Below are 23,621 nucleotides of genomic sequence, written 5' to 3'. Positions count from 1 at the left end.
ATGTGCCACATGTAGACAGACCTGTCTACATGCCTACAATCGCGCCATGGACATCTCCTCCATCTCCGAACTGCCTGCGCGCGAACGCATCCTCCGCACCGCGCACGACCTCTTCTACGCCGACGGCATCCGCGCGACCGGCATCGACCGCGTCATCGCAACATCGGGCGTCACCAAGGTCACCTTCTACCGGCACTTCCCGTCGAAGGACGACCTGGTGCGCGCTTTCCTCAACCACCGCCACGGCCTGTGGATGGCGTGGTTCGTCGATGCCCTCGGCCGGCTCGGCGCGCAGCAGCGCATCGGCGTCGGCCAGGCGCTCGAGGTGCTGGCCGATGCCATGGCCGAGTGGTTCGCCGACTCGGCCTTCCGCGGCTGCGCCTTCATCAACTCGGTGGTCGAGGTAGGCGGCAGCGTGGGCGGTGCGAGCGACATCTCGCGCGAACACAAGCGCGAGATGGTCGAAGTGATTGCCGGGCTGCTGCCCGAATCGCTGGAGGGCCCGCGCCGCATGGCCGTTGCGCAGGCCGCCGCGCTGGGCGTCGACGGCGCCATCGTCAAGGCGCAGATGGGCGGCGCCGCGCTGGCGCGCGAAGCGGTCGACGACCTGCGCCGGCTGCTTCAGGCGCTGGCGGCCACGCTGCCCGACATCACTTCACGACCATCAGCGTGAACGGCCACACATAGGCCTGCAGCGTCACGTACAGGCCCACGAGGCAGGCCAGCGCGATGGAGTGGAAGAACACGTAGCGCAGGATCTCGCCCTCGTGGTTGAACCAGCGCGTGGCGGTAGAGGCGACCACGATCGACTGTGCGTCGATCATCTTGCCCATCACGCCGCCCGAGCTGTTGGCCGCGCCCATCAGGTTCGGACTCAGGCCGAGCTGGTCGGCCGCCACTTTCTGCATGCCGCCGAAGAGCACGTTCGATGCGGTGTCGGAGCCGGTGAGCGCCACGCCCAGCCAGCCCATCAGCGTGCCGAAGAAGGGATAGAGCACGCCGGTGTTGGCGAAGGCCAGGCCCAGCGTGGTGTCCAGCCCCGAATAGCGCGTGAGCGTGCCCAGTGCGAGCATCAGCACGATGGTGAGCAGCGAGAACTTCACCAGCCACAGCGTGCGGCCGTAGGCGGCCACGAGCTGGATCGGGTTGTACTTCATCACCAGCCCGCCCACGATGGCCGACGCCAGGATGCCCGTGCCCGTGGCGGAAAGCAGCAGCAGCTGGTAGACCGCGCCCTCCTTCGTGGGCTTGGGCACCACGGGCGCCACCTTCTCGACCATGTTGTGCAGCCCGTCGATGGGGAAGCTCGGCGCGAAGATGCCGTTGAGCCAGGTCTTCACCGCGGGCAGGCCCCAGATGAACACGAACACGGTGAGGATGAGCCACGGGGTCCATGCGCGGATCACGGCGGCGGTCGAGTGCTTCGTGGGCGCGACGGCCGCCGCGGCCTCTCCGCCATCGGCCTCGTGCCCCTTGAGCGACACCGAGGTCCAGACCTTCTTCGGCTTCCACACGCGCAGGAACGCGATCAGGCACGCCATCGACACGATGGCCGCGATGATGTCCACCAGCTCTGGCCCGATGTAGTTCGACACCAGGAACTGCGGGATCGCGAAGGACACGCCCGTCACCAGGATGGCCGGCCACACCTCCATCATTCCCTTGCGCCCCGCGAAGGCCCAGATGAGCCAGAACGGCACCAGCAGAGAGAAGAACGGCAGCTGCCGCCCGATCATCGCGGTGACCGCCATCAGGTCGTAGCCGTGCACCTTGGCCAGCGTGATGACCGGCGTGCCCAGCGCGCCGAAGGCCACCGGCGCGGTGTTGGCGATGAGCGATAGCCCCGAGGCCGCGAGCGGCGAGAAGCCCAGCCCGATGAGGATGGCCGCAGTGACCGCAACCGGCGTGCCGAAGCCCGCCGCGCCCTCGAAAAAGGCGCCGAAGGCGAACGCGATGAGCAGCAGCTGCAGGCGCCTGTCTTCCGTGATGCCGGCGATGGAGTCCTGCAGTATCTGGAAGCTGCCGTTCTGCTGCGTGAGCTGCTGCAGGAAGATGATGTTCAGCACGATCCAGCCGATGGGCAGCAGGCCGGTGATGCCGCCCAGGAACGCCGCCTTGCCCGCCATGTCGGCCGGCATGCCGAACGCGAACACCGCGATGACCACCGCGCTCAGCAGGCCCAGCCCCGCCGCGTAGTGCGCCTTGACGTGCAGCAGCCCCAGACACACCAGCATCACCACCACCGGTATCGCGGCCAGCGCCGTCGATACGATCATGTTGCCGAACGGGTTGTAAACCTGTTGCCAGACCATGCGCTTGCTCCTCTTTGTTGGAATCTTTTTGAGTCGGCAGCAAGAGGCGGAAAGGTTCCGCCGCGAGCGACCGAAAGCGTTCGCTACCATCCTACCCCGCTACCTCCCCCGACAAAAGATGGTTTCTCCGCGTCTCCCCTCGACACAGGGCCTGCAGGCCTTCGAGGCCGTCGCGCGGCTGCGCAGCGTGAACCTCGCCGCCGAAGAGCTCAGCGTGACGCCCAGCGCGGTGAGCCACCGCATCCGCCAGCTCGAGCTGCTGCTGGGGCTCAAGTTCTTCGTGGGCAACGACTTCAGCCTCAGCGCCGACGGCACGGCCTACCTTGCGCGCGTGCGCGAGGCCATCGCCGCGCTGCAGCGGGTGCCCGGCCGCGAGCCCGAATCGCAGCTGCGGCGGCTGCGCGTGGCCGTCACGCCGACCTTCTCGCGGCAGATGCTGCTGCCGAGGCTGGCCCGCTTTCGCGACGCGTACCCGAACATCGAGCTGGTGCTGCAGGTGACCACGCCGATGCGCAACACCACGGTGGAAGAAACCGACCTCGAACTGCGCTTCGGCACCGGCCCCTTCCACGACCGCGAGTTCTTCCAGCTGCTGGCCGACGAGGTCTCGCCGGTGTGCAGCCCCGCCTACCTCGAGCGCCACGGCCCCTTCGACGGCTTCGCCACCGACGCCGAGGTGTCGCGCGCACAGCTGCTGCGCACGCCGCTGGAATCGTGGCGCACTTGGTTCAAGGCCTGCGGCGTGGGCCTGCCCGAGCCGGCCACGGGGCACCAGTTCAACGACCTCGGGCTGGCGCTCGATGCCGCGGCCGAGGACTTCGGCGTGGTGCTGATGCACCTGCGCCTGGGCAGCGCCTGGCTGGACAACGGGCGGCTGGTGCGGCTGTCGGCCCGCAGCGTGCCCTCGCCCAACGCCTATTTCCTGTGCTGGCGGCCCGGCACCATGGAGCGCTGGGAATGCGCGACCTTCGCCGAGTGGCTGCGCGACACGCTGCGGGACTGAAGCCCGACGCCCGGTGCCTGACGCTTGAAAAGGCCCATCTGAATTCTTTTCAATCGCGGGCCCGTCATTTTTCAGATGGCGCGCCGCGGCGCCTGCAGATAATGGCCAGTTAGCTTCCGCCGATCCACAAGAACCTGCCAGGAGACAGCCCGTGTCCGACCTTTCCAAGATCACCAACATCGAAGACCTGCGGGTGATCGCCAAGCGGCGCGTGCCGAAGATGTTCTACGACTACGCCGACTCCGGCGCGTGGACCGAGGGCACCTACCGTGCCAACGAGAGCGACTTCCAGAAGATCAAGCTGCGCCAGCGCGTGGCCGTGAACATGGAAGGCCGCTCGCTGCGCACCACCATGGTCGGCCAGGAAACCGCGATGCCCGTGGCCATCGCGCCCACCGGGCTCACCGGCATGCAGCACGCCGACGGCGAGATCCTCGGCGCGCGCGCGGCCAAGGCCTTCGGCATTCCGTTCACGCTGTCGACCATGAGCATCTGCTCGCTGGAAGACATCGCCGAGAACACCGACCGCCATCCGTTCTGGTTCCAGCTCTACGTGATGAAGGACCGCGACTTCATCGAGCGCCTGATCGAGCGCGCCAAGGCCGCCAACGTGACCGCGCTGCAGCTCACGCTCGACCTGCAGATCCTCGGCCAGCGCCACAAGGACATCAAGAACGGCCTGACGGCGCCGCCCAAGCCCACGCTGAAGAACCTCATCAACCTCGCCACCAAGCCGCGCTGGTGCATGGGCATGCTGGGCACGAAGCGCCGCACCTTCGGCAACATCGCGGGCCACGCCAAGGGCGTGAAAGACCTGTCGTCGCTGTCGTCGTGGACCTCCGAGCAGTTCGACCCCGCCCTGAGCTGGGCCGACGTGGAATGGATCAAGAAGCTCTGGGGCGGCAAGCTCATCCTCAAGGGCGTGATGGACGTGGAAGATGCGCGCCTCGCGGCTTCGAGCGGCGCCGACGCGCTCATCGTGTCGAACCACGGCGGCCGCCAGCTCGACGGCGCGCCTTCGTCCATCGCGGCACTGCCGGCCATCGTCGACGCAGTGGGCAACGAGATCGAGGTGTGGATGGACGGCGGCATCCGCAGCGGGCAGGACGTGCTCAAGGCACGCGCGCTGGGCGCCCGCGGCACGCTCATCGGCCGCAGCTTCCTCTACGGCCTGGGCGCCTTCGGGCAGGAGGGCGTGACGCGCGCGCTGCAGATCATCCAGAAGGAACTCGACATCACGATGGCCTTCTGCGGCCGCACGCGCATCGACGACGTCGATTCGAGCATCCTGCTGCCCGGTACTTTCTGATCGTGCCCGAGCGCCCCCGGAAGGCCATTCCGGGGGTAGGCCGATGCGGCATCGGCCGACACGCCACAGCCTCTTGGCGGCGCAGAATGTTTTGGAAACAACAACATTGCCCGCGCGGCACAAGAAGGCACCATGAGCGCAGTCACGCCTACCTCGGGAGGCCCAGCAGCGGCCTCTACCTCATCACCCCCGCACTACACAGCCGAAGAAAAGCGCCACCGCGTCTTCGCCATCATGGCGGCCTCTTCAGGCAACCTGGTCGAGTGGTTCGACTTCTACGTGTATGCCTTCTCGGCGCTGTACTTCGCGCCGGCCTTCTTCCCCAAGTCCGATCCCACCGCGCAGCTGCTGAACACCGCGGGCGTGTTCGCGGCGGGCTTCCTCATGCGGCCGATCGGCGGCTGGCTCTTCGGCCGGCTGGCCGACCGGCTCGGGCGCAAGACCTCGATGCTGATCTCGGTGACGATGATGTGCGGCGGCTCGCTGGTCATCGCCTGCCTGCCGACCTACGCGCAGATCGGCGCATGGGCGCCCTTCCTGCTGCTGGTCTGCCGGCTGTTCCAGGGGCTCTCTGTCGGCGGCGAGTACGGCACCACGGCCACCTACATGAGCGAGGTGGCGCTGCGCGGCCAGCGCGGCTTCTTCTCGTCGTTCCAGTACGTCACGCTGATCGGCGGCCAGCTGCTCGCCGTGCTCGTCATCGTGGTGCTCGAACAGCTGCTGGACGAGGCCGAGCTCAAGTCGTGGGGCTGGCGCATTCCCTTCGTGATCGGTGCCATCGCGGCGGTGGTCGCGCTGCTGCTGCGCCGCACGCTGCACGAGACGCAGACCGACGAGGCGAAGAAGAACAAGGAAGCCGGCAGCATCGCCGGCCTCTTCAGGCACCACACCCCGGCCTTCCTCACGGTGCTGGGCTACACGGCAGGCGGCTCGCTGATCTTCTACACATTCACCACCTACATGCAGAAGTACCTGGTGAACACGGTGCACCTGCCGATCAAGACGGCGAGCTACGTGATGACGGGGGCACTGTTCGTCTACATGTGCATGCAGCCGGTGTTCGGTGCTCTGTCGGACCGCATCGGGCGGCGCAACAACATGCTGCTGTTCGGCGGGCTCGGCGCGCTGACGACGGTGCCCGTCCTCACGGCCCTGCAGCACACGACGAGCCCCGTGCTGGCCTTCGTGCTCATCATCGCGGCGCTGGCCGTGGTGAGCTTCTACACCTCGATCAGCGGCATCGTGAAGGCGGAGATGTTCCCGCCCGAAGTGCGTGCGCTCGGCGTGGGCCTGGCCTATGCGGTGGCGAACGCGATCTTCGGCGGCTCGGCGGAATACGTGGCGCTGGGACTCAAGTCACTGGGACACGAGTCGGCCTTCTTCTGGTACGTGAGCGCGATGATGGTCGTCGCCTTCCTGGTGAGCCTGCGGCTGCCGAGGCAGGCGAGCTACCTGCATCACGACCACTGACCCGGAAGAGGAAGGAACGACCAAGCCAAGGATGGCTACTCGGCCCCCAGCCGCTCGGCCACCTGCTGCTTGCCCAGTCCGCGCACGGCAGCGAGGCTTTCGAGCTGCGCGGCCCTGGGGCGTGCCTTGCCCTGTTCCCAGTGATAGATCGTCTGGCCCGATACGCCCACCAGCTTTCCGTAGGAAGCGGCGGAAATACCCAGCTTCTCGCGATGGGCAGCCAACCGGCCCGCGCTGAAACGGCGCTTGGGGCTGTCGTCTCCGTCCTCTTCCGACGCGCTCGCGCGCGAACTGCGGGCCGTGCCCTTGGCGACGTTGCGCAGCTCCTTCTCCAGCGAACTCACCTGGCGGCGCAGCGCCGCGATGGCCGCGCGATGGTGAACGGATGCCTTCTTGAGGGTTTCCATTTCCGCGCGCACTTCCTTGCGGGCTACGCGCGAAATCTCGGATTTAAGAATGGATGCAATATTTGGCATCCCGGCATTTTGCCCAGCAAATGTAAATACAAGGCAAGAATCTCAAATCTGGATCAAAGATGAATCTTTTGATTACAACTGGAAGATCCGCGTCATTTCGACCCACTTTTCCCCTTCGGGCGTCCATGGCGTGGGCGCCTGGAATTTCCACATCAGCTCTTCCCATTGCCTGATCTTCGGATCGTCGCGCGCGGCAAGGGCCATCGCCCCGGCGTCGTAGCGCGCGTCGTCCGTTTCCATCAGCATCACCATCCGCGTACCGAGGCGATGGATTTCCATGCCGGTCACGCCATGCGCTTTCAGATGCGCGCGCACCTCGGGCCAGATATCGCGGTGATAAGCCTCGTATTCGGCGATGAGGGCCGGGTCGTCCTTCAAATCCAGAGCCAGGAAATGGCGCATGGGCAATTCCGATCGGAAAGTGGAAAGGGTCAGGTCAGCGCCCGGTCGAGATGCGTATAGCCGCCGTCGACGAACACCCATTGCCCGGTCGTGTGCGAGGCGCGCTCCGACAGGAGGAACACGACGCTGTCGGCGATCTCCTCTGGCGTCGTCATGCGGCGCCCGAGCGGGATCTTGTCGGTGATGTCGGCCAGCTTGCGGTCGGGCTCGTCGAATGCGGAAATCCAGCGCTGGTAGAGCGGCGTCATCACTTCGGCCGGGATCACCGCGTTCACGCGAACGCCGTCTTCCAGCAGCGAAGCGGCCCACTCGCGCGTGAGCGACAACTGCGCGCCCTTGGCCGCCGTGTAGCCGCTGGTGTTGCCCTGCCCCGTTACCGCCGTCTTCGACGAGATGTTCACGATGGCGCCGCGGCTCGCCTTCAGGTGCGGCAGGCAGTGATGCGCCATCACGTAGCAGTGGATCAGGTTGCGTTCGAGCGAGGAGACGAAGGCATCGCGCCCCGCCTCCAGCCCCACGCTGTCGTTCACGCCCGCGTTGTTGACCAGCCCGTCGATGCGCCCGAGCTCGGCGACTGTGTCGGCGATGGCCTTGACGCAGGCGGCCTCCTCCATCAGCTCGAGCTGGAAGAAGCGCGTGCACGGCTGCAGCGTGCACAACGCTTCCTCGAAAGGCGCCTCGAGCGGGTTCTTGCCGAAGATCACCGGCACCGCGCCTTCTTGCGCCAGCGCCATCGAGATGGCCGCGCCGATGCCGCTGCCGCCGCCGGTGACGATCACCACCTTGTCTTTCAGATGCAGGTCCATGGTGTGCGATGCCTTTCCTTGTCCACTTATCCGCGAAAGCGGTACTGCTCCAGCGACTGCGGCTTCATCGTGATCGAGAAGCCCGGCCCCTTCGGCGGCATGTAGGCCGCGTTGCGGACCTCGCAGGGTTCGACGAAGTGTTCGTGCAGGTGGTCGACATATTCGGCCACGCGGCCCTCGCGCGTGCCCGAGATGCAAAGGTAGTCGATCATCGACAGGTGCTGCACGTACTCGCACAGCCCCACGCCGCCGGCGTGAGGGCACACGGGCAGCCTGTACTTCGCGGCCATCAGCATCACCGCCAGGATCTCGTTCACGCCGCCGAGCCGGCAGGCATCGATCTGCACCACGTCGATGCCGCCGCGCATGATGAACTGCTTGAACATGATGCGGTTCTGGCACATCTCGCCAGTGGCCACCTTGACCGGCGAAATGCCCTCGCGGATCTTGCGATGGCCTTCCACGTCGTCCGGGCTGGTGGGCTCCTCGATGAACCAGGGCTTGGCAAAGGCAAGCTGCCGCACCCAGTCGATGGCCTGCCCCACCTCCCAGACCTGGTTGGCGTCGATCATCAGGTGCCGGTCGGGCCCGAGCACCTCGCGCGCCACGGTCAGGCGGCGGATGTCGTCCTGCAGGTCGCGTCCCACCTTGAGCTTGATGTGACTGAAGCCCGCGTCGATCGCCTCCTGCGCGAGGCGCCGCAACTTGCCGTCGGAGTAGCCGAGCCAGCCGGCCGAGGTGGTGTAGCAGGGGTAGCCCTCGGCCTTCAGCGTGGCGATGCGCTCTTCCTTGCCGCGCGATGCTTCGCGCAGCAGAGCCAGCGCCTCGTCGGGCGCGATGCAGTCGGTGATGTAGCGGAAGTCGATGCAGCGCACCAGCTCCTCGGGCGTCATGTCGGCCACGAGCTGCCACACGGGCTTGCCTTCGGACTTGGCCCACAGGTCCCACATCGCGTTGACCACCGCGCCGGTCGCGAGATGGATCGCCCCCTTGTCTGGGCCGATCCAGCGCAGCTGGCTGTCGGAAGTCACGTGCCGCCAGAAGCGCCCCATGTCCTCGGCCACCCATGCCAGGTCGAGCCCCACGACCAGGTGTCGCATCGCCTCGATGGCCGCGCAGCAGATCTCGTTGCCGCGGCCGATCGTGAACGTGAGGCCATGACCTTCCAGCCCCGGCCGGTCGGTCTCGAGAACGACGTACGCCGCCGAATAGTCCGGATCGGGGTTCATCGCATCGGAGCCGTCCAGATGCTTCGAGGTGGGAAAGCGCACGTCGAGCACGCGCATGGAGCGGACGATGGTCATGGGGTCTCTCTTCGTTCGCCTGCGGATCAGTCGTACAGCACCGCGGCGATCTTCGGGTCGGCGATGTTGGTCTTGTCGTACCAGAAGAAGCCGGTGTCGACGATCTTCGGCAGCTTCTCGCCCTTGACGGCCTTCACCGCCATCTCGACGGTCTTGTAGCCCATGCCCACCGGGTTCTGCGTGATGGCGCCGGCCATGCTGCCGTCCATGATCGCGTTCTTCTGCTGCTTGCCCGAGTCGTAGCCGATGATCACGACCTTGCCGGTGCGCTTCATCTCCTTCACGCCGTTGACCACGCCGATGGCCGAACCCTCGTTGGCGCCGAAGATGCCCTTGAGGTTGGGCGAGGCCTGCAGTATCGACTTGGTGATCTCGGTCGACTTCAGCTGGTCGCCGCCGCCGTACTGCACGCTCACGATCTTGATGTTCGGGTAGGCCGACTTCATGCGGTTGACGAAGCCGTCGCGCCGGTCGACGCCGGTGCGGCTGGTCTGGTCGTGCACCACCAGCGCGACCTCGCCGCTCTTGCCGATCAGCTCGGCCATCTTGTCCGCGGCCAGCGCGGCGGCGGCCTTGTTGTCGGTGGTGGTCGTGGTCACCGGGATGTCGCTGTCCACGCCCGAGTCGAAGGCCACCACGGGAATCTTCGCGGCCTGCGCCTTCTTCAGCAGCGGAATCGCGGCCTGGCTGTCGAGCGCTGCGAAGCCGATGGCCTGCGGCTTCTTGGCGAGCGCGGCCGAGAGCATGTCGATCTGCTTGTCGACCATGGCCTCGGTCTCGGGGCCCTCGAAGCTCACCTTCACCTTCAGGTCCTTGCCGGCCTGCTCTGCGCCCGACTTCACGGCCTGCCAGAACTGGTGCTGGAAGCCCTTGGACACGAGCGGGATGTAGATCTCCTGTGCCTGCTGCGCCTGCGCGAGGCCCGACAAGCTGACGAGGGCCGCGCCCAGCGTGCACGCGACGACTGCTCTTCTCTGGATCATGCGAAGTCTCCTGTGGTTGTATGGAACGGATCGGGAACGCGGGGAATTCAGTGCGTCTTGCTGCCGCTGCGACGGCGCAGGATGTCGGCGTACACGGCCAGGATGATGATCACGCCAGTGACCACCGTCTGCCATTCCTGCGCGACCGAGAGAATGCGCAGGCCGTTGGTGAGCACGCTCATGATGAAGGCGCCGATGATGGTGCCCACGATGGTGCCGGTGCCGCCGCTGAGCGAGGTGCCGCCGATGACCACCGCCGCGATGGCGTCGAGCTCGTAGCCCTGCCCCAGCGCGGGCTGGGCCGAGTTCAGGCGCGAGGCGATCAGCAGCCCCGCGATGCCGCAGATGCCGCCGCTCACCGTGTAGACCACGATCTTCCAGAAGTCGGTGTTCACGCCCGACAGGCGTACCGCCTCCTCGTTGCTGCCGAGCGCGAAGGTGTAGCGCCCGAGGATGGTCCGGTTGAGCACGATGCTCGCGGCCACCGCCACCAGGAACAGGATCAGCACCGCGTTGGGAATGGGCAGCGAGGGCACGATGTCGCCGATCAGCGAATCCTGCGAGATGGCGGTGAAGCCCGGCGTGTCGTTGAAGTAGATCGGCTTGGTGCCCGAGATCACCAGCGACAGCCCCTTGAGCAGCATCATCATGCCCAGCGTCGCGATGAAAGGCGGGATCTTGAGCTTGGCGATCAGCAGGCCCGAGACAAAGCCGCTCAACGCCCCGAAGAAGATCGCCGCGCAGATGCCCAGCCACAGCGGCATGCCCATGTAGGTGAGCACCACGCCCGTCATGACGGCGCAGAAGGTCATCAGCGTGCCCACCGAGAGGTCGATGCCCGAGGTGATGATGACGAAGGTGCAGGCGATGGCGAGCACGCCGTTCACCGCCGTCGACTGCAGGATGCCCACGAGGTTGTCGGCCTGCAGGAACTGCGGCGAGGCGAAGCTGAAGAACACCATCAGCGCGACGAGGCTGGCGAAGGCCAGCAGCTTCTGCCGCGTGGCGGGCCGGAAGAGCCTGTCCTTCAGCGTCTTCGGCGAGAAGCTCTGTGCGGTGGCGGTGGTCACGGTCGGGGTCGTCAAGGGGAGTCTCCAGTCGTGGTCAGGGGGCGGCGGTCGCAGCTTCACGCCGGGTGGCGAGCTGCATGATCTTTTCCTGCGAGGCTTCGCGCGCCGCGAGCTCGCCAGTGATGCGGCCTTCGCACATCACGAGCACGCGGTGGCTCAGGCGCAGGATCTCGGGCAGTTCCGAGGAAATGATGACGATGGCCTTGCCCTGCGCGGCCAGTTCGTTGAGCAGGCGGTAGATCTCGGCCTTGGCGCCCACGTCGATGCCGCGCGTGGGCTCGTCGAAGAAGAGCACGCTGCAATCGCGCAGCAGCCACTTGGCGATGACGATCTTCTGCTGGTTGCCGCCCGACAGCAGCCGTACCTGCTGGCGCACCGAAGGCGTCTTGATGCCCAGCTGCCGCACGTAGCGCTCGCCGGCCGACTCGACGGCAGCCTGGTCGATGAAGAAGCCCGTCGACAGGAAGCGCTTCATGCTCGCGAGCGCGATATTGGTTTCCACGTCCATGCCGGTGGCCAGGCCGAAGTGCTTGCGGTCTTCCGACAGGTAGCCGATGCCGTGGGCCACCGCGTCCTCAGGGGAGCAGATCGACACCTTCTTGCCATGCACGAAGACTTCGCCCGCGTCGATGCGGTCGGCGCCGAACACGGCGCGCGCCAGCTCGGTGCGGCCCGCGCCCATCAGCCCCGCGAAGCCGAGGATCTCGCCGCGGCGCAGCACGAAGCTCGCGTCGCGCACCATCGAGCCGCGGCGGATGCCCCTGGCCTCGAGCACGACCTCGTTGCCCGAGGTGTCGGGCATCTCGTGCTCGGCCTCGGCGAGCTGGCGGCCCACCATCATGGCGATGAGCGTGTCCATCGGCGTGGTCGCCATCGGCACGGTGGCGATGTACTGGCCGTCGCGCATCACGGTCACGCGGTCGGCGATGCGCTTGAGCTCGTCCATCTTGTGCGAGATGTAGACGATGGCCACGCCGCGCGACTTCAGCCGCGCGATGATGCGGAACAGGTCGGCCACCTCCTCGTTGTTCAGCGCGGCGGTGGGCTCGTCCATGATGAGCACGCGCGAGTCGAACGAGAGCGCCTTGGCGATCTCCACCATCTGCTGCCTGGCCACCGTGAGCTCGCCCACCGGCGTGCGCGGGTCGAGCTTCAGGTTCATGCGCTCGAAGATGCGCTGCGCCTCCTGGCACATGGCCTCCTCGTCGATGAAGACGCCGAAGCGCCCGCGCGGCTCGCGGCCGATGAAGATGTTCTGCGCGGCGCTCAGGTGGTTCATCAGGTTGAGCTCCTGATGGATGATTCCGATGCCCAGCGCCTGCGCGGCGCGCGGGCTCTCGATGTCCACGGGCCGCCCGTCGAGCAGCACCTCGCCCGAGTCCTTGCGGTAGACGCCCGCCAGCACCTTCATCAGCGTGGACTTGCCCGCGCCGTTCTCGCCCATGAGCGCATGCACCTCGCCGGGCAGCAGCTCGAACTGCGCCCTGTCGAGCGCGCGCACGCCGGCGAAGGCCTTGCTCAGGTCGCGGATGGCTACGACGGGTTGCGTCATGGGCTTTCCTGGTGGCTTTCCTGGTGGGATGGCAGGTCGTAGAAGCGCCGGGCGGTGCCGCTCCAGACGCTGGCCTGCTCCTGCGGCGAAAGGCCGCCGATGCAGCCTTCGCTCACGACGATCCAGCCCGCGTAGTCGCCGGCCAGCGTGAGCACGGGCCAGTCGCTGCCCCACATCAGGCGCGCGGGGCCGAACACCTCGAGCAGGTGCTCCCACACGGGACGCACCGCGTGGGTGACGACATCCGCATCGCGCTGCATCGCGGACGGCGCCTCGGTCCACAGCCCCGAGAACTTGCAGCACACCTGCGGCAGTGCCGCCACGGCGGCGATGTCCTCGCGCCACCGGGCAAAGTCGTCGCTGCCGTGCGCACCCACCGGCGGCTTGGCCGCGTGGTCGATCACCACCGGCAGCTGCGGCCACTGCTTCAGGAACTGGAGCAGCGGCGAAAGATGCCTCGGCTTCACCAGCGCGTCAAAGCGCAGGCCCAGGCGCAGCATGGCGCGCAGTGCGTCGGGACGTGGGCGACGCACGATCCAGTCGTCGTCGGGCAGGTCCTGCAGCATCGGCCGCACGCCCTTGAACTTGCGATTGCGCGCCAGGCGCTCCAGCGAGGCGGTCGCGCTTGGCCGGCTCAGGTCGACCCAGCCGACCACGCCGCCGATCTCTTCATGGGTGTCGGCGATGTCGAGCAGGAATTCGGTCTCGGCCCCGGACTCGGCGGCCTGCACCAGCACGGTCCGGCTCACGCCGTGGGCACGCAGCAGCGGCGCCAGGTCTTCGGGCATGAAGTTGCGCAGCAGCGGCGCCAGCGCGGGCTCGTCGGCGCGCAACCACGTGTAGTCGCCGCGCGAGGGCCGCCAGAAGTGCTGATGCGAGTCGATGCGCTGGATCATTTCGGGTCGCGGGCAGCGGTGAAGCTGCCGAACGCCTTGCCTCTCTAGTCCATTCGTGAACAGAGTATTTACATACGAACTTTCAACGTCAAGCTCGCTTCATGGGTGCTTTCCCGTAAAACGAAACTTGCAAACAGCAGTTCTTGCTGTTGAAATTCATTGGTGAACAAATCGATTCAACCCGACATCCTCGGCAAGCCGGCCGAAGACCAGGAGCCTCAGGATCGCTACCGCGCGCCCGCGCTGGACAAGGGCCTGGACATCCTCGAACTGCTCGCCGACCAGCCCGAGGGCCTGACGCGCGGCGAGATCGTGAAGGCGCTCGACCGTGGCCCGAGCGAGATCTACCGCATGCTCGAACGGCTGGTGGCGCGCCAGTACGTGCTGCGCTCGCTCGCAGGCGACCGCTACAGCCTGAGCCTGAAGATGTTCGACCTGGCGCACCGCTATCCGCCGAACCACCGGCTGGTGACGCAGGCCCTGCCCGTGATGGACCGCTACGTGAAGGAAGCCGAGCAGTCGTGCCACCTGGGCGTGTACGACCGGGGCAACGTGCAGATCGTGGCGCAGGTCAGCAGCCCCGCCACCTGCGGCATGACGGTGCGGCCCGGCACGCGCGTGAACCTGCTCGACACCGGCTCGGGCCAGGTGCTGCTGGCCTGCGAATCGGACGAGCGGCGCCGGCAGATGGTGGCCGAGCACGTCGCGCTCGACGGCGAGGTGCAGATTCCGCCCGACGAGCTGGAGCACATGCTCGAAGCCGTGCGCGCCACCGGCTACCGGCAGCGCGAGAGCCTGCAGTACTTCGGCGTGATCGACATCTCCTGCCCCATCCTCGGCCCGCACGGGCATGCGCTGGCGGTGCTCACCACGCCGTACATCCGGCGCATCGACCGCCATGCGATCCCGTCGCTGGACCGCGCGCGCGAGCTCATGCTGCAGGCGGCGCGCGATCTCTCGCTGCTGGCGAACGCCTAGGGCGGCGTCGGGACCTTCTTCTTTTTCTCCTTCCGCCCGCCGATGGCGCCCGATGCAGCGGCGCCGAGGATGCGCCGGAAGGTCGGGCACTCCATGTGGCTGGGCGCACGGCAGACGGCCGCATGCCGCAGGCCGTCGCGCATCGCGCTCAGGTTGCGGATCGTGCGGTCGAGCTCGTCCGCCTTGGCGGTGAGCATCAGCCGGTCGATGCGCGGCTGCCCGTTGGGCCCGAACATGCGCGCGATCTCGTCCAGCGAAAAACCGGCCGCGCGACCCAGCGCGATGAGCGCCAGGCGCTCCAGCACGTTGGCGTCGAACACGCGGCGCAGGCCCTGCCGCCCGATGGGGGCGATCAGCCCCTTCTCGTCGTAATAGCGCAGCGTCGAGGCAGGCACGCCGGAGCGCTGCGCCACCTCGGCAATATCCAGTTGCTTCATCCTCTTGACCTCAAGCCGGCTTGAGTTTGCATAGTGCGGTTTCCGCCTCCCGAAGGCAAGCAAGAGGAAACCATCATGGAAAGAACCGCACAGCAGCCCGGCGGCGAACAGGCCAGGCTCTGGAACGGCCCGGCCGGGAACGCCTGGGTCGACGCGCAGACGACGCTCGACCATCTGTTCCGTCCCCTGGAAAAGCTGCTCGTGGAAGCCGCATGCGCCAGCAGCCCGCCGACGGGCCGCGTGCTCGACGTGGGCTGCGGCACCGGCGGCACCACGCTGGCCATCGCACGAGCGCTCGGCCCCGGCGCGGATTGCACCGGCATCGACATCTCGGAGCCGATGATCGCCGCCGCCCAAGGTCGCGCCGTGCGCGAAGGCGCGGCGGCACGCTTCGTCTGCGCCGATGCCCAGACGCATGCATTCGAGCCCGCGAGCTTCGACAGCATCGTCTCGCGCCTCGGAGTGATGTTCTTCGACGACCCGGTTCGCGCCTTCTCCAACCTGCGGCGTGCCGCGAAGGACGGTGCCGCACTGCACTTCATCGCCTGGCGCGGCGCGGCCGAGAACCCCTTCATGACCACCGCCGAGCGCGCTGCCGCTCCGCTGCTGCCGGACCTTCCGCCTCGACAGCCGAACGCGCCGGGCCAGTTCGGCTTTGCGGACAGGCATCGTGTGGAAGCCATCCTCGAGGAAAGCGGCTGGCGCGGCATCGACATCCGGCCCGTCGACCTGCCTTGCACCCTGCCGGAGAAAGATCTCGTCGGCTACCTGAGCCGGCTCGGCCCGGTCGGCCTGGCGCTGCGGCAGGTGGACGAGCGCACGCGCGAACGGGTCATCGGCACGGTCCGCGCCGCCTTCGAGCCTTTCGTGCACGGAGACGAAGTCCGCCTGGTCGCGGCCTGCTGGATGGTCGCCGCGCACGCGCCGGGGAGAAACCGGAATGACTGAAGGCACGAAGCTGCTCGCGAGCATGCTGCTGACCGGCGTGGGCGCGACGGCGGCGATGGACCTCTGGGCCATCGCCCGCAGGCGGCTGCTCGGCGTTCCCTTGCTCGACTACGCACTGGTGGGCCGCTGGCTCGCCTATCTGCCGCATGGCCGCTTTCGCCACCCCCCCATCGCCGCAACCCCACCCGCGCGCGGCGAGCGGGCGCTCGGGTGGGCGGCGCACTACGCCATCGGCATCGCCTTCGCGGCCTTGCTGTTCGCCGGCTGGGGGCCGGCGTGGGCCGGCAACCCCACGCTCGGCCCGGCCATGATCGTCGGCATCGGCAGCGTGGCGGCGCCCTTCCTGGTGATGCAGCCGGCCATGGGCGCCGGCATCGCGGCAAGCCGCACGCCACGGCCCATGGCGGCACGGCTGCACAGCCTGGTCACGCACGCGGTCTTCGGGCTGGGGCTCTATGCGGCCGGCTGGGTGGCCGCGCTTGCCCTCGCAGCCTGACCCGCAGGCTTACGCGAACAGCTTCCCGTTGAGCGCGATCCGAACGGTCTTCACCGTGAGAACAGCCAGCGCGACGTTCAGCGCGGCCAGCAGCACCAGAGCGACGACCCAGAGCGCGACGCTCGCGCGCAGCTCCGCGTACTTCAGCGCCGCGTTGGCGAGAGCGGCCATCGGGAAGCCTATCGCCCACCAGTTCGGCGAGAACGTCGCGCCCTTGCGGAACACCTTCGGCGCGACCACCGCGAAGATGAAGAGGCCGAAGTAGAAGAGCATCGCGGCGAAGCGGTCGATCTCGCCGACGACGTTGGTGTACGCGAGGAAGCCCACCGCGAAGGGCGCCACCAGGATCATCAGTGAAGGCTCCATGGCGGGAGCGAGCGGGTCGCGATGCACGAGCCGGCCGATGATCATCGTGAAGAGCACGAGCGCCAGCACGGCACCGATCGCGCTCGCGGCCAGGTTGACTTCGCCGGCCCACGCCATCGGCATGTGGGCGCCGGTGACGGGAATGTCGAGCGTGGCCACGCCGGGGATGATCCAGGCCGGCACGGCGAGCGACGCATCCACCTGCCCCTTCAGCAGCCGGGACAGCACGACGAAGCTCAGCGCGATGGTCGCGATCAGGCCCACGGTCCAGGCGAAGTGCGCGACGGGCGCGCTGTAGGGTGCGATCACCACCGACAGCAGCAGCACCGAGATCGCGATGGTGCCGAAGAAGTTGCCCGCCACCGGGTGCCTGAACTCCGCCTGCACCGCCTGCGGGTGCCTCGCGAGCTTCGTCAGGTAGCCAGCCGAGATGAGCACGAAGACGACCAACGCGAACGCCCCCACGGCCTCGCCGACGAATGCCGGCACACCCAGGCTTTCGTGCACGAGCCGCCACGCGAGGGCCAGGCCCGACAGGCCCATCACGGAGGCGAAGAGGTTGACTGGAAGGTTGCGCACGGAGACTTCGGCGCGCGGCGCAACGACGGATGAGGAAGGGTTCAGTGACTGGCTTTGCATGGCTGGCACCTTTGGCTGAATTTGCATTAGTTGATATTTTCCGCCAGACTCCAGTCGTCGCCGTCCCCGGTTCACGGCGTTTTCAGCCAATCCCCGGACCTTGTCAGCCATGCGCATCGCCATCCTCGCCTTTCCCCGTTTCCAGTTGCTCGACATCGCCGGGCCCGCCGACGTCTTTGCCGAGGCCTCGCACCAGCTCGGCAATCCGCGCGCCTACCAGGTGCAGGTGATCGGCACCAAGGCAGGCGTGCTCAAGAGCAGCGGCGGCCTCAAGCTGGCCGTCGACGCCACCGTGGAAACGCACCGCGGCGCCATCGACACCCTGCTGGTCGCGGGCAGCCCCCGCATCGAGGACATGGAAAGCGACACGCAGTTGCAGGACTGGCTCCGGCGCCAGGCGGGCAGCGTGCGGCGCTACGGCTCGGTGTGCTCCGGCGCCTTCGTGCTGGCGGCCTCGGGGCTGCTCGACGGCAAGCGCGTCGCGACCCACTGGAACGTCGCCTCCGGCCTCGCGGCCGCATACCCGCGTGCGCGCGTCGAGGCGGACGCCATCTACGTGAAGGACGGCAACCTCTTCACCTCGGCCGGGGTCACCGCCGGCATGGACCTCGCGCTCGCGATGGTGGAAGAGGACCACGGCCGCGAACTGGCGCTGCGCGTGGCGCGCCAGCTGGTGATGTTCCTCAAGCGCCCCGGCGGCCAGAGCCAGTTCAGCGCGCACCTGGCGGCGCAGACCTCCGGGCGCTCCGGCGTGCGCGCGGTGCAGGACCACGTGCTCGCGAACCTGAAGGACGACCTGTCCGTACCCGCCCTCGCCGCGCGCGCGGGCATGAGCGAAAGAAGCTTCGCGCGCATCTTCCGCAGCGAGACGGGAACGACGCCCGCCGAGTTCGTGGAGAACGCGCGAATCGACGCCGCCCGCCGCCTGGCCGAGGAGTCGGACGCGCCTGCCAAGCGCCTGGCCGACGCGGTGGGCTATGCGAACGTGGACGGCTTCCGGCGCGCGTTCTCACGTCGCCTGGGGGTCAGCCTCGTGGAGTACCGCCGGCGCTTCGCGACCTGACGCGGCGGGCGGCCGCTCGTTCAGGCCGTCTTCTTGCCGTCCCTGAGCACGATTTCCCCGGTGCGGGGATTCGTCAGCGTGACGTTCTCCAGCGCCTTGATCCGCCACTCGCCGGCCTCCCGCGTCAGCACGGCAAGGATCAGCGTGTCGACGGCATGCGGTCCCGCCGGGTGCGCCGGGCCGCTCGAGAGGCGGCTCCAGAAGTGCACGACCGCGGCGTCGTCGCCGATCGGGGTGGCGTCGATCAGCTCGTCGTCGAGCGTGGAGTCGCTGTAGATGGTCGCGTGGATGGGAGCATGCAGGCCGACGATTTCCTCGACGCCGCGCACATAGTGTCCGAACCGGTTCACGAAGCTCGCGTTGGCGTGGAACAGCGCCGCGAGCGCCTTCATGTCGTGGCTGTTCCAGGCGGCCTGGAACGCTTCGGGTGCATCTTCAGGATGGTTCATCTGGTTCATCTGGTTCATCTGGCTCGCTTCACCTGGGTTCCTGCCGGCGTCCGCGCATCGTGGATCCGTTGCACGGACGGGCCTTCTACACGTCCTCGTCGGCGGGCGGCCCGCTCGCCGATCCCGGCGCCGCCTGCGCCAGGTGGCCACCCACCGTCGAGAGCAGGCCTCGCAGCCAGCGATGGGCGCCCTGGTGCTGCGAGCGCTCGTGCCACAGCTGGTAGAAGCGCATGCGCGGAAAGCCCTCCGGGGCCGCCACGCACACCACCGGCAGGCTGCGCGTGAACTGCTCGGCGAAGTGGCGCGCGGTGGTGAACACGAGGTCGCTCTCGGCCACGAGGTAGGGCGCCATCGCGTAGTAAGGCACGAAGACGCGCGCGTCGCGGGTCTGCCGCAGCCCGGCCAGGTGGCTGTCGACCACCGCGCGGTGCGACTTGGCGAACGGCGTGGGCACCACGTGCACGGCCGCGAGGTAGCGCGGCAGCGTCATGGCATCGGGCGCGGCCAGCGGGTTGCGCGGGCTCATCATGCACACCAGCTCGTCCTCGATCAGCAGCGACAGGTGCATGCGCTCGGGCGGCAGCGGCCAGTTGCCGATCACGATGTCGAGCTCGCCCTGCGCCAGCGCGCGCTCGTAGTCGTAGCCGGGCGTCAGCGGGTGGACCAGCAGGCGCGCCTGCGGCGCCTCGGCGCGGAAGCGCGCCACCACCTCGGCCATGAAGCTGGCCGCCAGGTAGTCCGGCGTGGCGATGGTGAACGTCATGGTGCTGGAGGCGGGCTCGAAGCGCTCGGGACCGGCCAGCATGCGGTCGATCTCGCCGAGCACTTCGCGTGCGCTGTCGCGCAGCTGCAGCGCCCGTGCGGTGGGCACCATGCCGCCGCGCTCGCGCACCAGGATCGGATCGCCGAAGGCGTCGCGCAGGCGCCGCAGCGCCGCGCTGACGGCCGGCTGCGTCTGGTTCATGCGCACCGCCGCGCGCGAGACGCTGCGCTCGGCCACCAGCACCGCCAGCACGCGCAGCAGGTGGATGTCGACAAGGTCCTGGCTTCTGGTCATGTGTCTAGGGGTTCGACCGGATGGCGCGCCGTTGCGGGGCGCGACCTATCGCTCTGGTTTATGCCGCACATTCCGCGCGCCGTGCGCGCGGCCGGACCATTGTGCCTACAGTGCCCACGCAGGCGGCGCTCCTTTTGCCGGTCCGGATCGCAGCGCCCCACATCAAGGACCTGGAGACAAGCATGACATCAACCACAGCGGCCGCATCGGTCCGGCCTTCCTCCACCCCGTCCGAGCTGGACGGGGTCTACCGCAAGATCATCTGGCGGCTCATTCCCTTCCTGATGCTGCTGTGGGTGCTGGCCTGGATCGACCGGGTCAACATCGGCTTCATCAAGCTCACCATGCTCGACGAGCTCAAGTGGAGCGAGGCGATGTACGGCCTGGGCGCGGGCATCTTCTTCCTGGGCTACTTCTTCTTCGAGGTGCCGAGCAACCTGCTGCTGCAGCGCATCGGGGCCAAGAAGACCATCATGCGCATCACCATCGGCTGGGGGCTGACCTCCATCGCCACGATGTTCGTGAAGACGCCGGAGATGTTCTATTTCCTGCGCTTCCTGCTGGGCGTGTTCGAGGCCGGCTTCTACCCCGGCATCATCCTGTACCTGACCTACTGGTTCCCCAACGACCGGCGCGCCAAGGCCTTCGGCATGTTCATGTCGGCCTCGGCCTTCGCGGGCGTGATCGGCGGGCCGCTGGCCGGCACCATCATGACCGGCATGCACGGCGTGAACGGCTGGTCGGGCTGGCAGTGGGTGCTGCTGCTGGAGGGCATTCCCTCGGTCATCGCCGGCTTCGTCACGTACTTCTACCTGACCGACAGGCCCGAGCAGGCCGACTGGCTCACGGCACGCGAGCGCCAGCTGGTGCACGAGGACCTCGAGCGCGACGGCCGCTCGCTGGGCCAGCGCGAGCACAGCATGCTGGCCTCGCTCAGGAGCGGGCGCATCTGGCTGCTGATCCTGATCTTCTTCTGCATCATCGCGGCCAATTCCTCGCTGACCTTCTACGGCCCGACGCTGGTCAAGGAAGTGGGCTTCGCCAGCCCGGTGGCGGTGGGCTGGATCATGGCCGTGGCCTACCTGTGCGGCGCCGTCGGCATGATCTGGAACGGCTTCCACTCCGACAAGCACCAGGAATCGCGCTGGCACTGCGGCCTGGCCGCGGCGCTGGGGGCGGTGTCGCTGCTGGCCGTCGCGCTCTTCCTGGGGCACAGCGCGCTGGCGGTGCTGGTGGGCCTGACCCTGGCCATCGTCGGCACCATGAGCGCCATCCCGGTGTTCTGGCAGATGCCCAACCGCTTCCTGGCCGGCACCGCGGCCGCCGGCGGCGTGGCGCTGATCAACTCCATCGCCAACCTGGCCGGCTTCGGCGCGCCCTGGATGCTGGGCCTGATCAAGACGTCCACCGGCAGCCTCTCGCCCGGCCTGTACGTGGTGGCGGCAGTCGAGATCTGCGCAACCTTGCTGATCCTGGCCTGCGTGCCCTCGCATCGCAAGCAATCCGTTGCCTCCGCCGCGCGCTGAGCGGCCGGCATCGCCACCGAAGAAAAGAACGACCGATGACCCTCACCACCACCCGCCTGAACCTGGCCGCGCTCAACGAGATGGACCGCGACGCCTTCGTCGCCGCCGTCGGGCCGACCTTCGAGAACTCCCCCTGGGTCGCGCAGGCCGCGTGGGCGCGCCGCCCCTTCGCCGACGTCGACGCGCTGCATGCCGCGATGCTCGACGTGGTGCGGCAGGCGCCGCAGGAGCGCCGCATCGCCTTCCTCTGCGGCCACCCGGAGCTGGCGGGCCGCGAAGCCCAGGCCGGCACGATGACGGCCGAGTCCGTCGGCGAGCAGCGCAGCGCCGGGCTCGACGCGCTGAGCCGCGACGAGCTGGGCGAGATGCAGTACCTGAACCGCGCCTACCGCGAGCGCCACGGCTTCCCCTTCATCATCGCCGTGCGCCGCAACACCAAGCAGCAGATCTTCGAGGCGATGCGCACGCGCGCAGCGGCAAGCACCGAGGTCGAGCAGCGCGCCGCGCTCGACCAGATCGGCTTCATCACCAGAGGGCGCATCGACGCCCTGCTGGACGGCTGAAGCCTCCGGCGCACTCCCCTTCCCCACGACACGTTCCCGTTCACGCCAGCCGGTGCTCCCTCGCACCGGCCAGGCGTTCCATCGCCCGGAAAAGGGCAGACAACGACAGGAGACAAGCAAAGATGGCGAATCAAGTCGTATCCCACCATCCCGCGCGCAGGCGGTTCGCGCTCTCGGGACTGGCGCTCGGCGCAGCGGCGCTCACCGCGCGCGGGGCACTGGCACAGCAGCCGGGCACCGCGCCGGCCGGCCCCGCCCGGGCCAGCGGCCCCATCGTGCTGCACGGCGTGAGCCCGCGGTTGACGGTGCACGCGCTGGACACCTTTCACGGCGCGGCCGCCGCCGGCCTGCGCATCGACTTCTCCCGGCTGGAAGGCGGCAGCTACAGGCAGCTGCGCAGCGTCGTCATGAACGGCAATGGCCGCTCCGAGGATCCGCTGCTGATCGGCGACAGCTACCAGCCCGGCGACTATGAACTGCTGCTGCACGTCGACGACTACTTCGCCGGCAAGAAGGCCGTGCTGCCCATGCCGCCCTTCCTGACGAAGCTGCCGGTGCGCATCCGCGTCGCCAACGTCGCCGAGCGCATCCACCTGCCGATCCAGTTCGGCCCGTGGAGCTACACCTACTCGCGCGGCAGCTGAGCCCATCGCACTCACCAACGAGGAAACGACATGACCGGCATCTCGACGCACGTGCTCGACATCACCAACGGGCGGCCCCTGGCGGGCCTGCAGGTGGAGCTCTACGACGTGGCGACCAACCCGCCCACGCGCATCAACGGCACCCGCACCAACGCCGACGGCCGCACCGATGCGCCCATGCTCGCGGCCAAGGACGCGCGCACCGGCCACTTCGAGCTGCGCTTCCACGTCGGCGACCACTTCAAGGCGGCCGACGGGCTCTCGGACGTGGTGCCCGTGCGCTTCTCCATCTTCGACGCGGCGCAGCACTACCACGTGCCAATGCTGTGCGCACCCTGGTTCTTTTCAACCTATCGCGGCAGCTGATCCGCCGCAGGAGTTTCTACAGATGCCCCATCCCGATCAAGACTTCGGAGAAGTACATGGTCGACGCCATCCGGCTGGCCATGCGGAACGTGCGCGAACGCAAGACCTGGCCTTTCGGCGCCGTGCTGGTGCGCGACGGCAAGGTGCTGGCCCGGGCGGTCAACGAGGTCGACGCGCTGTGCGACCCCACGGCCCACGCCGAGATGCAGGCGGTGCGCATCGCCGCCAAGGCCCAGGGCGGCACCGACCTGTCGGGCAGCGTCGTGTACGCCAGCGGCTACCCGTGCCCCATGTGCCTCACGGCCATGTACCTGGCCGGCGTGAAGGAGGTGTACTACGCCTACTCCAACGAGGACGGCGAGCCGCACGACCTCTCGGCCGAACGCGGCTACCTGGAGATCGCGCGGCCGCTGGAGCAGCGCGAGATGCCCGTGCGATCGCTGCCGGTGCGCGACGAGGGCGAGGACCTGTACGAGGCCTGGTCGCACTCGATGCGCTGACCGCAG

26 protein-coding genes are annotated in these 23,621 nt (G+C 67.9%); 13 read left to right on the top strand and 13 right to left on the bottom strand.

Going from position 1 to position 23,621, the window contains the following annotated elements:
- Positions 1 to 46 precede the first annotated feature (46 nt).
- Positions 47 to 673 (top strand): TetR/AcrR family transcriptional regulator, encoded by a 627-nt coding sequence (locus ABL840_RS09670; RefSeq protein WP_093305763.1) that lies wholly within the window; start codon positions 47 to 49, stop codon positions 671 to 673.
- Here ABL840_RS09670 and ABL840_RS09665 read toward each other — a convergent pair.
- Positions 651 to 2,312, bottom strand: coding sequence for an L-lactate permease (locus tag ABL840_RS09665; protein WP_093205258.1), 1,662 nt, complete (start codon positions 2,310 to 2,312; stop codon positions 651 to 653). The genes ABL840_RS09670 and ABL840_RS09665 overlap by 23 nt on opposite strands.
- Positions 2,313 to 2,430: 118 nt before the next feature.
- Between ABL840_RS09665 and ABL840_RS09660 the strand changes: the two genes are divergently transcribed.
- From ABL840_RS09660 to ABL840_RS09650, 3 genes are all read left to right on the top strand, one after another.
- Positions 2,431 to 3,315, top strand: coding sequence for a LysR substrate-binding domain-containing protein (locus ABL840_RS09660; protein ID WP_093305765.1), 885 nt, complete (start codon positions 2,431 to 2,433; stop codon positions 3,313 to 3,315).
- Positions 3,316 to 3,466: 151 nt separating this feature from the next.
- Positions 3,467 to 4,624 (top strand): alpha-hydroxy acid oxidase, encoded by a 1,158-nt coding sequence (locus ABL840_RS09655; RefSeq protein WP_093205263.1) that lies wholly within the window; start codon positions 3,467 to 3,469, stop codon positions 4,622 to 4,624.
- A gap of 132 nt (positions 4,625 to 4,756) precedes the next feature.
- The gene (locus ABL840_RS09650; protein WP_093205266.1) at positions 4,757 to 6,094 is read left to right on the top strand and encodes an MFS family transporter; all 1,338 of its coding nucleotides are present in this window, start codon (positions 4,757 to 4,759) and stop codon (positions 6,092 to 6,094) included.
- A 35-nt stretch (positions 6,095 to 6,129) separates the two neighbouring features.
- Here ABL840_RS09650 and ABL840_RS09645 read toward each other — a convergent pair whose 3' ends face one another.
- The 8 genes from ABL840_RS09645 to ABL840_RS09610 form a co-directional block, all read right to left on the bottom strand.
- A complete protein-coding gene (locus tag ABL840_RS09645; protein ID WP_093205269.1) occupies positions 6,130 to 6,570 on the bottom strand; it encodes a helix-turn-helix domain-containing protein in 441 nt (146 codons plus the stop codon).
- A gap of 72 nt (positions 6,571 to 6,642) precedes the next feature.
- Positions 6,643 to 6,972: an L-rhamnose mutarotase gene (locus ABL840_RS09640; RefSeq protein WP_093305767.1), complete on the bottom strand. Its 330-nt coding sequence runs from the start codon at positions 6,970 to 6,972 to the stop codon at positions 6,643 to 6,645.
- A 29-nt stretch (positions 6,973 to 7,001) separates the two neighbouring features.
- Positions 7,002 to 7,778 (bottom strand): SDR family oxidoreductase, encoded by a 777-nt coding sequence (locus ABL840_RS09635; RefSeq protein WP_093305769.1) that lies wholly within the window; start codon positions 7,776 to 7,778, stop codon positions 7,002 to 7,004.
- 26 nt (positions 7,779 to 7,804) lie between these two features.
- Positions 7,805 to 9,082 (bottom strand): L-fuconate dehydratase, encoded by a 1,278-nt coding sequence (locus ABL840_RS09630; protein WP_093305771.1) that lies wholly within the window; start codon positions 9,080 to 9,082, stop codon positions 7,805 to 7,807.
- Between the two features lie 26 nt (positions 9,083 to 9,108).
- On the bottom strand, positions 9,109 to 10,065 hold the full coding sequence (locus ABL840_RS09625) for an ABC transporter substrate-binding protein (protein WP_093205279.1): 957 nt from the start codon (positions 10,063 to 10,065) through the stop codon (positions 9,109 to 9,111).
- Positions 10,066 to 10,112: 47 nt separating this feature from the next.
- Positions 10,113 to 11,150 (bottom strand): ABC transporter permease, encoded by a 1,038-nt coding sequence (locus ABL840_RS09620; RefSeq protein WP_093305773.1) that lies wholly within the window; start codon positions 11,148 to 11,150, stop codon positions 10,113 to 10,115.
- Between the two features lie 19 nt (positions 11,151 to 11,169).
- A complete protein-coding gene (locus ABL840_RS09615) occupies positions 11,170 to 12,687 on the bottom strand; it encodes a sugar ABC transporter ATP-binding protein (protein WP_093305775.1) in 1,518 nt (505 codons plus the stop codon).
- Positions 12,684 to 13,583 carry an amidohydrolase family protein gene (locus ABL840_RS09610; RefSeq protein WP_093305777.1) on the bottom strand — a complete coding sequence of 300 codons (900 nt, stop codon included), beginning with the start codon at positions 13,581 to 13,583 and terminating at the stop codon, positions 12,684 to 12,686. The genes ABL840_RS09615 and ABL840_RS09610 overlap by 4 nt, the downstream gene beginning before the upstream one ends.
- Before the next feature lie 162 nt (positions 13,584 to 13,745).
- Here ABL840_RS09610 and ABL840_RS09605 point away from each other — a divergent pair, with 162 nt between their 5' ends.
- A complete protein-coding gene (locus ABL840_RS09605) occupies positions 13,746 to 14,561 on the top strand; it encodes an IclR family transcriptional regulator (protein WP_240652125.1) in 816 nt (271 codons plus the stop codon).
- On the opposite strand, the gene ABL840_RS09600 is transcribed toward ABL840_RS09605, so the two are convergent.
- Positions 14,558 to 14,998 (bottom strand): helix-turn-helix domain-containing protein, encoded by a 441-nt coding sequence (locus ABL840_RS09600; RefSeq protein ID WP_093205289.1) that lies wholly within the window; start codon positions 14,996 to 14,998, stop codon positions 14,558 to 14,560. The genes ABL840_RS09605 and ABL840_RS09600 overlap by 4 nt on opposite strands.
- A 75-nt stretch (positions 14,999 to 15,073) precedes the next feature.
- Between ABL840_RS09600 and ABL840_RS09595 the strand changes: the two genes are divergently transcribed.
- Positions 15,074 to 15,946 (top strand): class I SAM-dependent methyltransferase, encoded by an 873-nt coding sequence (locus tag ABL840_RS09595; RefSeq protein ID WP_093305779.1) that lies wholly within the window; start codon positions 15,074 to 15,076, stop codon positions 15,944 to 15,946.
- Positions 15,939 to 16,442, top strand: a complete 504-nt coding sequence (locus ABL840_RS09590; RefSeq protein WP_093305781.1) for a DUF2938 domain-containing protein — start codon at positions 15,939 to 15,941, stop codon at positions 16,440 to 16,442. Before ABL840_RS09595 ends, ABL840_RS09590 begins: the two co-directional genes overlap by 8 nt.
- A gap of 9 nt (positions 16,443 to 16,451) precedes the next feature.
- Here the strand turns inward: ABL840_RS09590 and ABL840_RS09585 are convergent, their stop codons facing one another.
- Positions 16,452 to 17,447, bottom strand: coding sequence for an SLAC1 anion channel family protein (locus ABL840_RS09585; RefSeq protein WP_093205296.1), 996 nt, complete (start codon positions 17,445 to 17,447; stop codon positions 16,452 to 16,454).
- Positions 17,448 to 17,556: 109 nt separating this feature from the next.
- On the opposite strand from ABL840_RS09585, the gene ABL840_RS09580 reads away from it, so the two are divergent.
- Complete coding sequence (locus ABL840_RS09580; protein WP_093305783.1) at positions 17,557 to 18,510, top strand: GlxA family transcriptional regulator; 954 nt, start codon at positions 17,557 to 17,559, stop codon at positions 18,508 to 18,510.
- 20 nt (positions 18,511 to 18,530) lie between these two features.
- On the opposite strand, the gene ABL840_RS09575 is transcribed toward ABL840_RS09580, so the two are convergent.
- Together ABL840_RS09575 and ABL840_RS09570 are read right to left on the bottom strand one after the other, a co-directional pair.
- Positions 18,531 to 18,959, bottom strand: a complete 429-nt coding sequence (locus ABL840_RS09575; protein WP_418116236.1) for an SgcJ/EcaC family oxidoreductase — start codon at positions 18,957 to 18,959, stop codon at positions 18,531 to 18,533.
- An 85-nt stretch (positions 18,960 to 19,044) separates the two neighbouring features.
- The gene (locus ABL840_RS09570; RefSeq protein WP_093305785.1) at positions 19,045 to 20,016 is read right to left on the bottom strand and encodes a LysR substrate-binding domain-containing protein; all 972 of its coding nucleotides are present in this window, start codon (positions 20,014 to 20,016) and stop codon (positions 19,045 to 19,047) included.
- Between the two features lie 182 nt (positions 20,017 to 20,198).
- Between ABL840_RS09570 and ABL840_RS09565 the strand changes: the two genes are divergently transcribed.
- From ABL840_RS09565 to ABL840_RS09545, 5 genes are all read left to right on the top strand, one after another.
- A complete protein-coding gene (locus tag ABL840_RS09565) occupies positions 20,199 to 21,542 on the top strand; it encodes an MFS transporter (protein WP_093305787.1) in 1,344 nt (447 codons plus the stop codon).
- 35 nt (positions 21,543 to 21,577) lie between these two features.
- A complete protein-coding gene (gene uraD, locus ABL840_RS09560) occupies positions 21,578 to 22,105 on the top strand; it encodes a 2-oxo-4-hydroxy-4-carboxy-5-ureidoimidazoline decarboxylase (RefSeq protein WP_093305789.1) in 528 nt (175 codons plus the stop codon).
- Positions 22,106 to 22,227: 122 nt separating this feature from the next.
- Positions 22,228 to 22,749 carry a hydroxyisourate hydrolase gene (locus ABL840_RS09555; RefSeq protein ID WP_093305791.1) on the top strand — a complete coding sequence of 174 codons (522 nt, stop codon included), beginning with the start codon at positions 22,228 to 22,230 and terminating at the stop codon, positions 22,747 to 22,749.
- A 30-nt stretch (positions 22,750 to 22,779) separates the two neighbouring features.
- Entirely contained in the window at positions 22,780 to 23,115 is a 336-nt protein-coding gene (gene uraH / locus ABL840_RS09550) for a hydroxyisourate hydrolase (protein ID WP_093205314.1), read from the top strand.
- 56 nt (positions 23,116 to 23,171) lie between these two features.
- Entirely contained in the window at positions 23,172 to 23,615 is a 444-nt protein-coding gene (locus ABL840_RS09545) for a nucleoside deaminase (protein WP_093305793.1), read from the top strand.
- Positions 23,616 to 23,621: the final 6 nt, after the last annotated feature.

This window comes from Variovorax sp. NFACC27 (genome assembly GCF_048301545.1).
Classification (GTDB): Bacteria; Pseudomonadota; Gammaproteobacteria; order Burkholderiales; family Burkholderiaceae_C; genus Variovorax; species Variovorax gossypii.
The sequence above is the reverse complement of the archived record's forward strand: the minus strand, read 5'-3'. Positions and strand labels throughout refer to the sequence as shown.

Bases quoted from the DNA above. Each gene is read 5' to 3' on its own strand.
- ABL840_RS09670 (WP_093305763.1), top strand. From the start codon at position 47: ATGGACATCTCCTCCATCTCCGAACTGCCTGCGCGCGAACGCATCCTC.
- ABL840_RS09665 (WP_093205258.1), bottom strand. From the start codon at position 2,312: ATGGTCTGGCAACAGGTTTACAACCCGTTCGGCAACATGATCGTATCG.
- ABL840_RS09660 (WP_093305765.1), top strand. From the start codon at position 2,431: ATGGTTTCTCCGCGTCTCCCCTCGACACAGGGCCTGCAGGCCTTCGAG.
- ABL840_RS09650 (WP_093205266.1), top strand. From the start codon at position 4,757: ATGAGCGCAGTCACGCCTACCTCGGGAGGCCCAGCAGCGGCCTCTACC.
- ABL840_RS09645 (WP_093205269.1), bottom strand. From the start codon at position 6,570: ATGCCAAATATTGCATCCATTCTTAAATCCGAGATTTCGCGCGTAGCC.
- ABL840_RS09640 (WP_093305767.1), bottom strand. From the start codon at position 6,972: ATGCGCCATTTCCTGGCTCTGGATTTGAAGGACGACCCGGCCCTCATC.
- ABL840_RS09635 (WP_093305769.1), bottom strand. From the start codon at position 7,778: ATGGACCTGCATCTGAAAGACAAGGTGGTGATCGTCACCGGCGGCGGC.
- ABL840_RS09630 (WP_093305771.1), bottom strand. From the start codon at position 9,082: ATGACCATCGTCCGCTCCATGCGCGTGCTCGACGTGCGCTTTCCCACC.
- ABL840_RS09625 (WP_093205279.1), bottom strand. From the start codon at position 10,065: ATGATCCAGAGAAGAGCAGTCGTCGCGTGCACGCTGGGCGCGGCCCTC.
- ABL840_RS09615 (WP_093305775.1), bottom strand. From the start codon at position 12,687: ATGACGCAACCCGTCGTAGCCATCCGCGACCTGAGCAAGGCCTTCGCC.
- ABL840_RS09610 (WP_093305777.1), bottom strand. From the start codon at position 13,583: ATGATCCAGCGCATCGACTCGCATCAGCACTTCTGGCGGCCCTCGCGC.
- ABL840_RS09600 (WP_093205289.1), bottom strand. From the start codon at position 14,998: ATGAAGCAACTGGATATTGCCGAGGTGGCGCAGCGCTCCGGCGTGCCT.
- ABL840_RS09595 (WP_093305779.1), top strand. From the start codon at position 15,074: ATGGAAAGAACCGCACAGCAGCCCGGCGGCGAACAGGCCAGGCTCTGG.
- ABL840_RS09590 (WP_093305781.1), top strand. From the start codon at position 15,939: ATGACTGAAGGCACGAAGCTGCTCGCGAGCATGCTGCTGACCGGCGTG.
- ABL840_RS09585 (WP_093205296.1), bottom strand. From the start codon at position 17,447: ATGCAAAGCCAGTCACTGAACCCTTCCTCATCCGTCGTTGCGCCGCGC.
- ABL840_RS09580 (WP_093305783.1), top strand. From the start codon at position 17,557: ATGCGCATCGCCATCCTCGCCTTTCCCCGTTTCCAGTTGCTCGACATC.
- ABL840_RS09575 (WP_418116236.1), bottom strand. From the start codon at position 18,959: ATGAACCATCCTGAAGATGCACCCGAAGCGTTCCAGGCCGCCTGGAAC.
- ABL840_RS09570 (WP_093305785.1), bottom strand. From the start codon at position 20,016: ATGACCAGAAGCCAGGACCTTGTCGACATCCACCTGCTGCGCGTGCTG.
- ABL840_RS09565 (WP_093305787.1), top strand. From the start codon at position 20,199: ATGACATCAACCACAGCGGCCGCATCGGTCCGGCCTTCCTCCACCCCG.
- uraD (WP_093305789.1), top strand. From the start codon at position 21,578: ATGACCCTCACCACCACCCGCCTGAACCTGGCCGCGCTCAACGAGATG.
- ABL840_RS09555 (WP_093305791.1), top strand. From the start codon at position 22,228: ATGGCGAATCAAGTCGTATCCCACCATCCCGCGCGCAGGCGGTTCGCG.
- uraH (WP_093205314.1), top strand. From the start codon at position 22,780: ATGACCGGCATCTCGACGCACGTGCTCGACATCACCAACGGGCGGCCC.
- ABL840_RS09545 (WP_093305793.1), top strand. From the start codon at position 23,172: ATGGTCGACGCCATCCGGCTGGCCATGCGGAACGTGCGCGAACGCAAG.